General features: G+C 57.5%; 9 protein-coding genes. 4 read left to right on the top strand and 5 right to left on the bottom strand.

Features of this window, described 5'->3' with window-relative positions; genetic code table 11:
- The first annotated feature begins 280 nt into the window (after positions 1-280).
- Positions 281-2,662: a mechanosensitive ion channel domain-containing protein gene (locus ACR0DS_RS14030; protein ID WP_480559840.1), complete on the top strand. Its 2,382-nt coding sequence runs from the start codon at positions 281-283 to the stop codon at positions 2,660-2,662.
- A gap of 58 nt (positions 2,663-2,720) precedes the next feature.
- Here ACR0DS_RS14030 and ACR0DS_RS14025 read toward each other — a convergent pair whose 3' ends face one another.
- From ACR0DS_RS14025 to ACR0DS_RS14005, 5 genes are read right to left on the bottom strand one after another with little or no spacing between them, the layout of a single operon-like run.
- Positions 2,721-4,076, bottom strand: coding sequence for a CoA transferase (locus ACR0DS_RS14025; protein ID WP_480559805.1), 1,356 nt, complete (start codon positions 4,074-4,076; stop codon positions 2,721-2,723).
- Positions 4,073-5,227 carry an ABC transporter permease gene (locus tag ACR0DS_RS14020; protein ID WP_480484049.1) on the bottom strand — a complete coding sequence of 385 codons (1,155 nt, stop codon included), beginning with the start codon at positions 5,225-5,227 and terminating at the stop codon, positions 4,073-4,075. The genes ACR0DS_RS14025 and ACR0DS_RS14020 overlap by 4 nt, the downstream gene beginning before the upstream one ends.
- Positions 5,224-6,252 (bottom strand): ABC transporter permease, encoded by a 1,029-nt coding sequence (locus tag ACR0DS_RS14015; RefSeq protein WP_480484048.1) that lies wholly within the window; start codon positions 6,250-6,252, stop codon positions 5,224-5,226. The genes ACR0DS_RS14020 and ACR0DS_RS14015 overlap by 4 nt, the downstream gene beginning before the upstream one ends.
- 14 nt (positions 6,253-6,266) lie before the next feature.
- Positions 6,267-8,180 (bottom strand): ABC transporter substrate-binding protein, encoded by a 1,914-nt coding sequence (locus ACR0DS_RS14010; protein WP_267363794.1) that lies wholly within the window; start codon positions 8,178-8,180, stop codon positions 6,267-6,269.
- On the bottom strand, positions 8,173-9,945 hold the full coding sequence (locus tag ACR0DS_RS14005; protein ID WP_480488302.1) for an ABC transporter ATP-binding protein: 1,773 nt from the start codon (positions 9,943-9,945) through the stop codon (positions 8,173-8,175). The genes ACR0DS_RS14010 and ACR0DS_RS14005 overlap by 8 nt, the downstream gene beginning before the upstream one ends.
- A 233-nt stretch (positions 9,946-10,178) precedes the next feature.
- Between ACR0DS_RS14005 and ACR0DS_RS14000 the strand changes: the two genes are divergently transcribed.
- The 3 genes from ACR0DS_RS14000 (at position 10,179) to ACR0DS_RS13990 (ending at position 13,838) form a co-directional block, all read left to right on the top strand.
- Positions 10,179-10,676, top strand: a complete 498-nt coding sequence (locus ACR0DS_RS14000) for a class I SAM-dependent methyltransferase (RefSeq protein ID WP_480484045.1) — start codon at positions 10,179-10,181, stop codon at positions 10,674-10,676.
- A 19-nt stretch (positions 10,677-10,695) separates the two neighbouring features.
- Positions 10,696-11,325, top strand: a complete 630-nt coding sequence (locus ACR0DS_RS13995) for a glutathione S-transferase family protein (RefSeq protein ID WP_480559803.1) — start codon at positions 10,696-10,698, stop codon at positions 11,323-11,325.
- Positions 11,326-11,435: 110 nt separating this feature from the next.
- The gene (locus ACR0DS_RS13990) at positions 11,436-13,838 is read left to right on the top strand and encodes a GcvT family protein (RefSeq protein WP_480559801.1); all 2,403 of its coding nucleotides are present in this window, start codon (positions 11,436-11,438) and stop codon (positions 13,836-13,838) included.

Here is a 13,838-nt window from a genome sequence, read left to right as displayed (position 1 = left end):
AAGCATTGCGATTTGGCAACAGCGTATTGACTGTTTCGCGACATATCGCACCACCGCCAGACAAGATCGCCTAATGAGAACGATGAAGACAATCGAGGCCGACCAGAAACCTTTGCTTGGTCATATTCAATTATTGAAAGATTGAAAACACCTGCGCTCATCAGAGTGCGCCAAGAACACGTCCAAACACGATATTGAGACGGTTCGATGCGAGTATTTGAACTGCTTGAAACGCTTCTGTAATCTGACCAATATCGGCAAAAACTGGATGCACGACCCAATGCGAAATAACTTTCTGGCCGCATTTTTTTTGGCGTTTTGGGCCATTTTCCTGAGCAATTCCACTGGTGCATTGGCGCAGTCATCCTTGATTCCCGGATATCCTTCAGGGTCGGGCAGTTCGTCCGAGGCCGACAAGGAAAGTGATCTGGCCGCTGCAATCCGCGCGGCCAGCAATGCGGGCGCAAGTGTCATTGTCATCGACAGTGCCGGTCAGGTTGTGACAACGGCAGGCGGAAAGGATGCAGGTTCGGGGGGCGCAGACAGCGATTCGAGCAACCCGATGGGTGACGGTTCGCAACTGATGAAGGCGCAAGAGCGGTTCTCGAAGTTCCGTGAGTCGATGCAATCGAGGCTCGAGGCGCTGCCCTATTCTATTTTTGAAGTACAATACATCCTGCGCCAGACCAGCCCGGATGGCCGAATCCAGACCTATGTCGAGGTGTTGGGCTGGAATATCCTGTTCCTGTTACTTGGGCGGTGGCTGTCGATCGAGATATACGGGAAGCGGTTCGCGCGCCGGTGGGTGGTGGCGCGGATCAAGGACGAACCACAGGGGTATCGGGAAAAGATGCCGTTCCTGCTGTTCCGGTTCCTGATGGGGATTGGAGCCACGGTCTTTGCCATGATCATGGCTTTGATCGTCGGGTATCTGATCTTTGGCGAGGCCGAGGATATCTCGGTCCAGTTCACGATCACGGCAATCTTTACGGCTTTTTTCCTGTCGCGCACGGTGTCGGACCTCTGGCGCATGGTCCTGTCACCTTATCTGAGCCAATATCGATTACCGCCCTTTTCGGACAAGAATGCGCGCAGGCTGTATATTTGGGCGTCCGTGCTGGCGACCTATGACATTTCGGTCGTTCTGTTTTCTACCTGGGTCGCGGATTTTGGACTGAACTACAACGTCTACGCCATGGTGTATGGCGGTCTGACAATGCTGGGCGCGCTGGGCAACATACTAATGATCCTGTTCAACGCCCGTGCAATCTCGAACGCGATCCGGGGTGGGCGGGCATCCGAACAGGTGTCTTGGCTGCTGCGGTTTGTGTCATTTGGCTGGGCGCCGGCATTGATCATCTATGTCGTGTTCAGCTGGTTCCGTCTGGCTGTTGATCTGGCGCTGGAGCATCCGACACCGCTGCCGTTGATTGCAAGCAGCTATCTGATCTTCATGTCCGTGGTCGTGGCCTATGGTGCAATGAACTATCTGCTGGAGCGATATTTCGACCGCTCGCGCATGATTAGCGAAATAAACGGGGAAGCCGCGGCAGCGGATGAAGGCGCCGGAGCGGCGGATATACCCGAGGCTGAACAGCCGAAGCAGCATCTTCTGACTTATGAAGACCTGGCCCGCCGGGTAGCCGGAATTCTGGCTTTCGTGCTCGGGGCTTATGCGCTTGTCGTGATATGGTACCCGAACGCGGACTGGAGCGAGGATCTGCCGGTAGAACGTGCGCTGGATGTGATGGTCGTCCTGTTTATCGGGTACATCCTGTTTCATTTCTTTCGGATCTGGATCGACAGCAAGATCGCTGAAGAATCCGACGATGGCACCGAGGTTGAACTGGGCGACGAAGGCGGGGAAGGCGGGCAAAGCCGTCTGGCAACGCTGTTGCCACTTTTCCGGGGCGCAATTCTGGCTGTTGTCGTGGTCACGATCGTACTAATTGTCCTGATGGAACTGGGTATCAATGTCAGCCCGTTGTTTGCGGGTGCCGGTGTGGTTGGTTTGGCCGTGGGGTTCGGGTCACAAACGCTGGTGCGCGACATTTTTTCCGGCGCATTCTTCCTGCTGGATGATGCGTTCCGGAAAGGGGAATATATCGACATTGGGGATGTGAAAGGGACGGTCGAGAAAATCTCGGTCAGGTCCATGCAACTGCGTCACCATCTGGGTGCGCTGAACACCATTCCCTTTGGCGAGATCAAAGTGCTGACCAACTACTCGCGCGATTGGGTGATCATGAAGCTGCCGCTGCGCGTGACCTATGACACCGATGTCGAGAAGGTTCGTAAATTGATCAAGAAACTGGGTCAGGAGTTGTTGGCCGATCCCGTAATCGGAGACAATTTCATCCAACCGCTGAAGTCACAGGGCGTGATCGAGATGCAGGATTCAGCGATGATCATCCGGGTCAAGTTCATGACGAAACCCGGCGACCAGTGGCTGGTTCGCAAAAAGGTCTATCAGGACATTCGCGAGCTGTTCGCGCGAGAGGGGATCAAGTTTGCGCATCGCGAGGTCACTGTAAGATTGGCAGATGGCAAAGAGGCGGAAGACCTGACGCAAAAACAGCGTGAGGCCGTGACAGGGGCTGTTCAGGCCGCAATTGACGAGGACTATCTGGACGATATCGGGCCGGATGGCGACGACCGGTAGAGAGTCCCGCCGCCGCCTTGTGTTGAGTCTCGGATGAGGTGCCCCCGAAAGCGTGAGGTCAGTTGGAAACGAAGGGCCAGACCGGGTCAGATGTGCCCAGTTTCGACGCCGGTAAATCCCATTGCAGCACAGTTTCACCGAGACTGAGGGCTGATCTGAGGCGGTGCCCTGGTCCCCAGCCCGAAACCTCTGTCGCAGGGGAGTAATCCGTGGGCGTCGGAATAATGGTCTCTGCCTCGACGTCGTCTTTGCCGAGAACCGCCAAAAGCTCGGCGGTGCGGGCAAGGGACAGATGCGCATGCATGATGGAATTGCCCGACGCGGCCTCGGCCAATGCGGAAAGGACGGCGGCTGCCATCAGGTAGCCGGTTGCGTGGTCCAAAGCCTGAACCGGCAATGGCGTCGGTTTGTCGGCGTCAGCCCACTCCATGCCCGCATGCGCAATTCCCGCGCTCATCTGGACAAGACTGTCAAACCCGCGCCGGGTCGACCAGGGGCCTTGCCAGCCATAGGCATTCAGCGTCACCTCGACCCTGTTCGGTGCCAGTTCATCGCGCTTGGCGCGGGTCAGGCCAAGTGCGTCCAAAGCGCCGGGCCGGTACCCATGAACGAATACATCCGCTTGGGGCAGAAGTTCTTGCAGCCTTTCCATGTCGTTGGTCGATTTTAGATCGAGATAAGCACAGTGTTTGCCTAGTGAAATGTCAGGGATCACGCCGGGTTCGTCCCAACCGGGCGGATCGATCCGCAAAACCTCGGCCCCGAAACCGGCCAATGTGCGTGTCGATACCGGACCTGCCAGAACGCGCGTCAGGTCAAGAACCCGCAACCCGGCAAGAGGTCTTGCAGGGGTTGCCTGCGGCCTCTCGCGTAGCTTGACGTACCGGGGGCCTTGCCAACCAATCAACGGATCGCGCGATACAGCGCGGCCCTGCGGATGTTCAAGCCACTCGGTCCGGCTGCGCATGGCAGCGGCCACACCGCCTTCGGCCACAATATCGGTTTCCAAATCGGATATGGCCCGGGTTCTGACGGCTTTTGTCACAGCTTCACGCTCTGGCGGGGTGCCAAGAACCTTCATCGCTGCCGCGCGATGGCGCGGCAGGTTGGTGTGCAGCCTGATCCAGCCATCTGACGCCCTGTAATCCCCCGCGACCGAATCCCACAGGTTTGGCATTTCCCAGCCGTCGGGCTTGAAGGAATAGCCGAACCACAACGATGCCAGCCGATGGTCGACGGCGATCTCGGGGGCTTTCTGGGTCAGGTTCAGCGCCTGCAAAAGCCGGGCCATTTCCTGCCCAACGGCTGCAAAGCTGGCCGTCGCCAGTTCGGAAACGGCAAAAGCACTTGGCAGAGCGCCAGTGCCGATCCTGCGATATCGTTCGGCGGCGGGAAGGGTGGCAAGAAGGCTCATTGCTGATACGGGTCCAGACTGTCGCGCAATCCGTCACCTAGAAAGTTAAAGGCCAGTACGATCACGATAATCGGCAGCATCGGGATTGCCGTCCAGGGGTAGATCTCGATCGATGCGAGGTTCTGCGCGTCATTCAGCATCACACCCCAACTGACCGCTGGTGCACGAAGGCCCAGGCCAAGAAAGCTCAGCGCGGTTTCCCCAAGGATCATTGCCGGGATCGACAGGGTGGCTGATGCAATCAAATGAGACATGAAATTCGGCAACAAGTGCTTACGGATCACCCGGCCCGAGCTTGCGCCCATCATTTCTGCGGCGCGTACGTATTCTTCCTCGCGCAGTGACAGGAACTTGGCACGGACCGAACGCGCCAGCCCGGGCCAGTCGAGGATGCCGAGGATGATCGAAATGATGAAGAATACGGCAACCGGGCTCCAGTTCGATGGCACGGCGGCAGACAGTGCCAGCCACAGCGGCAGTTCCGGCAGTGAACGCAGGATTTCGATGACCCGGTTGATGACCCAGTCAATGCGCCCCCCGAAATAACCCGCCATCGAACCGAACAGGATACCCAGAAAGAATGACACCGAAATACCGATCAGCCCCACGGTCAGCGACAGCTGCGCCCCATAGAGGATGCGGCTGAAGATATCGCGACCCAGCCTGTCGGACCCCCAGAGGAACAAGGTGGCACCATCCGGCGCGCAGAAAAGATGCCTGTCTGTCTTGATAAGACCCGCAAGTCGATATTCGGACCCTTCACAGAAGAACCGGATCGGGCGCGGGTCGTCAGTGTCAGGGACGAACTTCCACTGGAAGGTTTCCAGATCCGCCTCGGCGACGATTGGAAAAACATGAGGGCCAATAAAGGCGCCTTCGTAAAACCAGTTCACAGATTGCGGTGGCGCATACAGATGCTCTCCGTTCCGGTCATTCGGGCCATACGGCGCGATGAAACCGGCAAATGGGAGCATCAGGTAGCACATTAGCAGGAAAATGCCCGAGATCAGACCCAGCTTATGCGTGCGGAACTTGCGCCAGACCAACACCCAGTTGGGGGCATCCAGATCGGCGCGTTCCAGTTGCTGTATCGACGCCTGCGGATCAAACGGCGCGTCATCGACGTAGCGGTTGTCAGGAGTATCGGTCATGCTTCGCGCCCCTCATATCGTATGCGGGGATCCAGCATCACCAGCAGAATATCCGAGATCATCGTGCCGATAAGCGTCAGCAGCGCGACAAACATCAGGATAAACGCGGACAGGAATTGGTCCTGCGTTTTCAGTGCTGTCAGCAAAGTCGGCCCGATGGTTTGCAAGCCCAGAACGACTGACACCAGAACCGATCCCGACACCATAGATGGCAGAAGGTTACCGATATCCGCAACGAACGGGTTGAATGCCACGCGCAACGGATATTTCGCCAGCATCCGCGATGGGGCCATACCCTTGGCAATGGCTGTTTCCACATAAGGCTTACCCAGTTCATCGAGCATATTTGCCCGCAGGCGCTGCATCATAGCCGATGCGCCCGAGGTTCCGATAACAAAAGTCGGAACGATCAGGTGGATGAGAATGGATTTCATCTTGTCCCAACTCAGCGGCTGACCTTCGAATTGCGGGTCCATCAGGCCGCCGATAGGCAGGTTGAAATACCGATGCCCGTAGTAGAACAGGATCAGGGCCAGCAGGAAGTTTGGGGTCGCCAACCCCAGATAACCCACAAAGGCCGAGGTATAATCAATCCATGTCCGTGATCGCGCCGCTGCAATAACACCTAATGGAAGGGCAACGGCATATACAAACAGGATGGCGGCCAGATTGACGACGACCGTCAGCCAAAGCGTGTCGCCCACAATTTCAGATACAGGCCGGTCAAATTCAAATGACCAGCCGTAATTGCCTTGGATCAGACCGGAAAATCCGTGCGGTCCCGGCCAGAAGCCCACCCAGATCAGGTACTGTTCCCACATGGGGCGATCCAGAGCGTACTCGGCGCGCAGAAACTCGGCCTTGGCGACACCTGCTGACTGACCCGAAGCCTGAAGTTCGGCAATCTGGTTGCTCAGGTAATCACCGGGCGGCAGGTTGATGATTATGAAAATCAAGACCGAGACTACCAACAATGTCAGCAGCATCGTGAAAAAGCGATACACCGCATAGCGCAGCATGACCATTTAGCTGCTCCTGCTTAGTCGGCGAAAAAGAACTCGTCCGGGCGGTGAACGCCGAAATGCGCACCGGGCTCCCATGCCCACATGGCCTGTTCCGGCACATTGCGCAGACGGTTCGACACGACAATCGGTTGGGGTGCTCCGTTCAGGATACCGATGGCAAAAAGCTGGTCGGCGTGGATTCTCAGCATCTCAGTCCAGACTTCCTTGCGTTCGTCATCGGTAGTTGCGACCTCCCAGTCATGGGCCAGTTGCATCAGGCGTTCTGCCTCGGGCATGTCGGGGGCTTCCCCGGCTTCACCACCTGTCTGATAAAACTGGCCCCATTTCGGCCAGGCCAGGAAGACCTGATCGGTTGGTGCCAGGTACGCCGGTGACGTGTGCGCTTGCGGGATGCCGTCATCCCATCCATACCAGACCGATGCCATCGAGTTGCCGGCAAACACCCGGTTGCGCAGGATATCGCGATCCAACGGGCGCATGACCAGCTTGACCCCGATCTCGCGCCAGGTGTCAGTAACGATCTGAAGGGCGTTTTCAACCTCTTGCCGCTCGCCGGCGGTTTCGATCACCAGCTCCATTGGGCGCCCGTCCGGTAGCAGGCGGATACCGTTCTTGTCGCGCTGGGTCAGGCCGACCTCATCCAACAATGCATTGGCCTGGCCGACATCGTAACCGGCCCATGCGGTGGCATTCTTTTCATCGTAAAAGGGCGAGGCAGGCAGAACCGACATTGCGCCGGGATGCGCAAGCTTGAAATACAAAGCCTGGTTGATTGTCTCGCGGTCGATGGCAAGGGACAGGGCGCGCCGCACACGGACGTCACGCAACACGTCGCGCCAGACGTCATCCTCGAAATTGAGGTTCGGATAAATCGCGATTTGCGACGCAACGCCGGTTTTCCATAGCAATGTCTTGTAGCCGCCTTGCGCCTCGCCTTTTTTCAGGATCGAAGCGTCGCGGAAATCCAGACCCCGGCCTTGCAGGTCGCTTTCCCCTGCATTGGTTTTGGCAGCGACCAGACCGGGGGCAACGATCTCCATCTCGACCACATCGATATAGGGCAGCTGAACCCCTTTGCTGTCGATGCGGTGGTAATAGGGGTTACGTACGAAATTGTGGCGGATTTTCTTGCCGGAACTTGCATTCAGCCAGGGTTGCAACGTGGGCAATTCGTGATTGTCGAACTTGTACAGGTTGTCGAGCTTGTTGTGCAGCGCGGCCCAGCTTTTGACGCGGGCATCGTCGACCAGAAAGGCAAGTTCCTCGGGGTCGGCATATTTCTCGTGATATCGTTTCAGGAAAGCTGCTGGGCGATAAATAAAGGGCGGTCTTGCCTGAGCCAGCGATTGTAGAAAACCCGGGTTAGGGTCCTCCCATTCGAAAATCACAGTGGTTTCATCCGGGAAGGTAACGGTGGGTGATTTGCCTTCGACTATCAGAAAATCCGGCGGGCCTGACGGGCTGAGCAATTTGTTGTTGGCAACGTCTTCCCACCAATAGCGGAAATCTTCCGACGTAAACGGAGAACCGTCTGACCATTTGTGCCCTTCGCGCAGTTTCAGGGTGAACTTGCGGCCGTCTTCGTTTTCAAACGACGCCAGCAAATCGGGGATAATCTCATAGTTCTGGTCAAAACCGACCAGCCGGGCATAGCCATAGACAACCATCTGGCGGATATCTTTGGACCGCGTGATCATGGTGCGCAGGGTGCCGCCCTGTTTGCCGAACTCGCGACCCTTTGCTGCCAGATCTACAATCAGCGGGTCCGCTGGCAGGCGCTCCTGAACGGGTGGCAGATTGCCCGCTTCTACTTCCGCGTTCCAGAACGCGCTTTCCTGCGGCGTCGGAATTGTCTCTGCCGTGGCGGGCAGCATCCCGATGAGCGCCAGCGAAGCGGCCAGGATCAGGGGGCGAGTGGTCTTAAACATGGCAACGTACCTTATGGCCCGGTTCCAATTCCACCAATGAGGGTATCACGGTGTCCGAGAAACGAAAGGCTTCATCCCAACTGTCCGGCGCGCCGGCGCCCAAGGAAACCACTTGCAGGTCGATCGGGCGATTGATGTCGGGTTCGGGTTGAGCGGCAATCAGCGCTTTGGTGTAGGGGTGGCGCGGATTGTAGAAAAGAGTTTCGGGGGGTGCTTGCTCGACGATCAGGCCGCGACGCATCACGGCAACTTCGTCGGCGATCCGCGCGACCACAGCCAGATCGTGCGAGATGAACAGATAGGACAGGTTCAGGCTGTCCTGTAGATTTTCCAGCAGGGTCAGAATCTGCTCTTGTACAGATACGTCCAGCGCCGAGGTGGGTTCGTCACACACGATGAGCTGTGGATCGAGCATCATGGCGCGGGCTATCGACAGACGTTGCCGCTGGCCCCCCGAAAAGGCGTGTGGATAGCGTTTCAGCATGTCGGCTGTCAGGCCGACGCGCTGCAACATCTCGGCGGCCTTGTCGCGCTGCTCGGCCGTTGTTCCGATACGGTGAATTTCCAGCGGCTCGGTCATCGCGTCCTGAATGCGCATCCGCGGGCTGAGCGAGCTGTAGGGATCCTGAAACACCATCTGCGCATTGCGCTGAAACGCCGTGCGCTGGGCGCGGGTCATGTTGTGCACTGTGATGGGATCGGCATTCGGCACGGTGCGAAACAGGACTTCTCCGCCGGGATCGGGCAGTTCTGCACCCAATGCAATCCGCGCGGCTGTTGTTTTACCTGATCCGCTTTCACCGACAATGGCCAGCGTCTTGCCGCGTGCCAAATTCAGATCTACCCCTTTGCACGCATAGATTTCCTTGTCGGCCTGCCACCCTTTGCTGGACCGCATCGTGTAGGTTTTGGAGACACCCTTCATCTGAAGGATCAGATCGTCGTCCGGCATCGGTATACCCACAGCATCCTGATCTGGAATTTCCGGTGCAGCATCAAACAGTTGTTTGGTATATGGATGTGCGGGGGAGGTCAGGATTGGTGCGGCCGAGCCAGCCTCCATGATGCGGCCCTTGTGCATGACCACAACCTGTTCGGCCATGTTGGCGACCACGCCCAGATCATGGGTCACCAGAATAAGCGCCATGCCGGTCTCGCGCTGCAATTCCTTGATCAGCCCCAGAACCTGCGCCTGAGTGGTCACATCCAGCGCGGTGGTTGGCTCATCCGCGATCAGCAACTCGGGTTTGGATACCATGGCCATCGCAATCATGGCGCGTTGGCGCATTCCGCCCGACAGTTCGAACGGGTAGGAGTCATAGGCGCGCTGCGGATCTGGAAAGCCCACGCGCTCGAACTGCGTCAGGACCTTTTTGCGCGCCTCAGACTCAGATAGCCCGCGATGCAGCCACAGGACTTCACTGACCTGATTCCCAATCTTGTGCAGAGGTGACAGCGATCGCATAGGTTCCTGAAAGATCATCGAAACGCGATTGCCACGAATGCCGCGCATTTCTCGCTCGCTGACCGCTGTCAGGTTACATGTGCCCTTGGAATCATTCAAAGTTATAGTGCCGCTGCGTATCTGCGCCGTTCGCGGCAGAATCCGCAAGACGGCCCGGCACGTGATGGTTTTACCCGATCCCGATTCACCGACCAGCGCCAAGGTTTCTCCTGGTTTGACATCGAAATTCACATCCGTGACCACTGAACTTCCCGCACCAAAGCCGATGCTGAGGTCTCTGACAGACAACAACGCTCTCATGCAGGTTTTCCAACCGTTTGGCCGCTTGGTGACATCGGTCGTTTCAACTCCCCGTGATTTTTTCGTCAGTGTCGCGCGGTTCCGCCTGTCTAGTCAAACCCGTTCTTGGGCTGAAATGTCGCGAAAATGTGAAACTTTGGGCTTCGTCGCTACACAAAGTCTTGAGAATTTGTCATCTAAGGCGGCGTCGGGGGCACCTATGCTTTCGATTGGTATCAAGGAGATATTTGCCAGTGTCCGAGAATCAAAGTCGTCTGGACTTGTTTATCGATCGTATGGTGTCGCAGCGCGCCTGCCTGGATCACGCGATTGCGCAAACGGCAGGCATGGCTGGCCCGGTGTTTGAACTGGGTCTGGGCAATGGGCGCACCTATCATCATCTTGTGCAGCATATCGATGGACGCCCTGTCTTTGTGTTCGAACGCGCGGTGGCTTCGCACCCTGATTCAACCCCGCCCGAGGATCGGGTGATCTTGGGGGATGTGCGCGAGACGCTGCCAGCGGCGGTCGACAGGTTTGGACCGACAGCAAGCCTCATTCATGCAGACCTTGGGGGGCATAATCGCGAAAAGAACGACATCTTTGCGCGGCTTGTTTCCCCGTTGATCGAGCCCTTGCTGGCATCGGGTGGATTAATGGTATCAAGTGACCGGATGTATTTCGAGGCGCTGGAGGAAATGCCGTTGCCCGAGGGTGCCGTCGAAGGGCGCTGTTTCATCTATCGGCGCTGACCAGAGAGAAGGGGCCCGCATGATATTCTACGATTGCTCTACGGCCCCAAACCCGCGCCGTGCCCGCATGTTTATCGCGGAAAAAGGGTTGGACATCGAAACGCACGAAATCTCGATTGCTGAGGGCGCGCAGTTGAGCACTGAGTTTCGTGCGGTGAACCCCCGGGCCACAGTCCCGGTTCTGGTAACGGATGAAGGCGCAGTCCTGACCGAAAATCTTGGCATCGCCGCGTATCTTGAAGCGCGTTTCCCCGAGCCGTCCTTAATGGGCCGTACCGCTGATGAAAAAGGGTTGGTCTTGATGTGGAACGCAATTGCCGAGCAGCAGGGTGGTGCGCCCATCGCTGAGGCTTTGCGCAACAGCCACCCGGCGTTCAAAGACCGTGCCATTCCCGGCACGGTAAATCATGCGCAGATCCCCGAACTGGCGCAGCGTGGGCGCGAGCGGGTTGCGTCGTTTTTTGAACTGCTGGAGGCGCGGCTGAAGCAAAGCGCGTATGTTGCGGGCGATGAATTCACTCTGGCGGATATATCCACTTTTGTTTTTGTCGATTTCGCGCGCGTCATTAAGATGCGGATACCGGACGGCAATACGAACACGCAGGTTTGGTTTGAAAGCGTGAAAACCCGCCCAAGCGCCCAGCTTTAAGTTTGCAAAGCATTCGGCAGAGTTCTCGCATTCCGTACTGTACATAAATGTCTAGACAGAACTGAACAGTGCCACTAGCGTCTTCCCAGATTCTGTTCAGGGAGGTCGGGATGAAATCCCAATATCGCGTAGTGGTCATTGGAGGGGGCGTCGTTGGTGCTTCGGTTCTGTATCATCTGGCCAAATTCGGCTGGTCGGATGTGGTCATGCTGGAGAGGCGGCGGCTGGCATCGGGATCGTCCTGGCATGCAGCGGGCGGTATCCATGCCCTGAACGCGGATCCAAACATGGCCTCGTTGCAGGCCTACACAATTGACCTGCTGAGTGAGATCGAAAAAGAATCGGGCCAGAATATCGGTTTGCACATGACCGGTGGTCTGACGCTGGCCGGTACGCCTGAACGCTGGGAGTGGTTGCAGGCTAATTACCGCATCTTCCAGTCCATCGGCATTGATGATTGCGAGCTGCTGACCCCGCAAGAGGCACAGAGACGCTGCCCGATCATGTCAACCGACGGTGTTTTGGGCGCGATGTGGGCGGATCGCGAAGGGTATATCGATACGACAGGCACTGTTCAGGCTTATGCGACTGCGGCCAGAAATCGCGGTGCCGAATATTTCGAGGAAACCAAGGTCGAAGAGCTGATCCAGACAGATGATGGTTGGCAGGTTGTGACCGATAAGGGCACGATCACCTGTGAACATGTGGTCAACGCGGCCGGGCTCTGGGCCAAGCAGGTTGGGCGTATGGCCGGGGTAGAGTTGCCAGTCTCACCGTTGAAGCACCACTATCTGATCACAGACACTGTGCCCGAAGTGGCGCAGGCGGATTTCGAGATGCCGATGACTGTGGACCTAGAAGGATTCACCTATATGCGGCAGGACCAGAAGGGCGTACTGGTGGGGATCTACGAGGTCGATCACGAACACTGGGCGATGGATGGCGCGCCGTGGAACTATGGCGAGGAACTGTTTCAGGAACAGCTTGACCGGATCGAGAACGAACTGACATTGGGCTTTGAGCGGTATCCGTCAATCCAGAACGTGGGCATCAAGACATGGGTCAATGGTGCGTTCACGTTCTCGCCGGACGGTAACCCGCTGGTCGGTCCGGTTCCGGGCAAGCGCGGCTATTGGACCGCCTGCGCGGTGATGGCCGGGTTCCTGCAAGGTGGTGGCGTTGGCAAAACACTGGCCGAATGGATGATCCATGGTGAGCCCGAAGCGGACGCCTGGCCGATGGATGTGGCGCGCTATGGTGATTTCGCACAGAACAAGCGGTATATCCGTGAAACCACTGGCCAGTTCTATTCGCGCCGCTTTGTGATGACCTACTCGAACGAGCAATTGCCTGCGGGTCGCCCGCTGAAGATGGCTCCGGCGCATGACGCGATGACCGAGGCCGGATGCAAATGGGGTGTCAGCTGGGATCTGGAGGTGCCGCTGTATTTCGCGCTCAAAGGGTTCGAGGAAACGCCAACGCTCAAACGTTCGAACGCGCACGACATCGTGGCCGCTGAATGCAGGACCATCCGTGAGGGCGTGGGCCTGATGGATATCACGGGTTTTTCCCGCTTTGAGGTTTCGGGCCCAAATGCCAAAGCGTGGCTGGATAACGTTATGGCATCGAAACTGCCCGCCCCGGGTCGTGCCAAACTGGCGCCGATGCTGGGCGAGGACGGGCGGCTCAAAGGCGATCTGACCGTGTTGAACTGGGGCGATGGCACCTGGTGGATCATGGGCAGCTATTACCTGCGCGCCTGGCATATGCGATGGTTCAACGATCATATGACGGATGGGGTCACTGTCCGCGACCTGGGAGAGGAGTATTGCGGGTTCGCCGTGGTCGGACCAAAATCGCAGGCGGTGGTCGAAAAATTGGCCGAACAGGATATCTCGGGTCTGAAATTCATGGGCTGCGGTGATTTCGACATCGGTCTCGTCCGTGCCCGCGTGGCTCGTATGTCGGTGACCGGCGAAAAAGGGTATGAAATCAACTGCCGCTATGGCGATCACATCAAGCTGCGCCGCATTTTGCTGGAAGCCGGTGCAGAAGAGGGTATCCGCGAGTGCGGTTTCAATGCGATGCTATCAACCCGGCTTGAGAAAAGCTTTGGCATCTGGTCGGCAGAGTTCACGCAGGCTTACACACCCGGCATGACCGGCATGGATCGCTGGATCGACTGGGACAAGGATTTCATCGGCAAGAAGGCCGCTCTGGCCGAACGGGATGGCAATGGCCCGGCGCAGGTGCAGGTGACACTGGAAATCGATGCGTTGGACGCCGATGCCAGCGGGTTTGAGCCGGTCTGGGCCAATGGTGAACGCGTGGGATTTGTGACCTCAGGCGGTTACGGGCACTATACCGGCAAGTCGTTGGCAATGGCCTTGATTGAGGTTGACAAGGTGGACCCGGGTACGGAACTGTCTGTCCATGTCGTAGGGGTGGAATGTCCGGCGCGGGTAATTGCACCGTCGCCCTACGACCCTCAGGGCAAAGCGATGCGGGGCTGA

The sequence above is a fragment of the Ruegeria sp. AF5 genome (genome assembly GCF_056541905.1).
The sequence above is the reverse complement of the archived record's forward strand: the minus strand, read 5'-3'. Positions and strand labels throughout refer to the sequence as shown.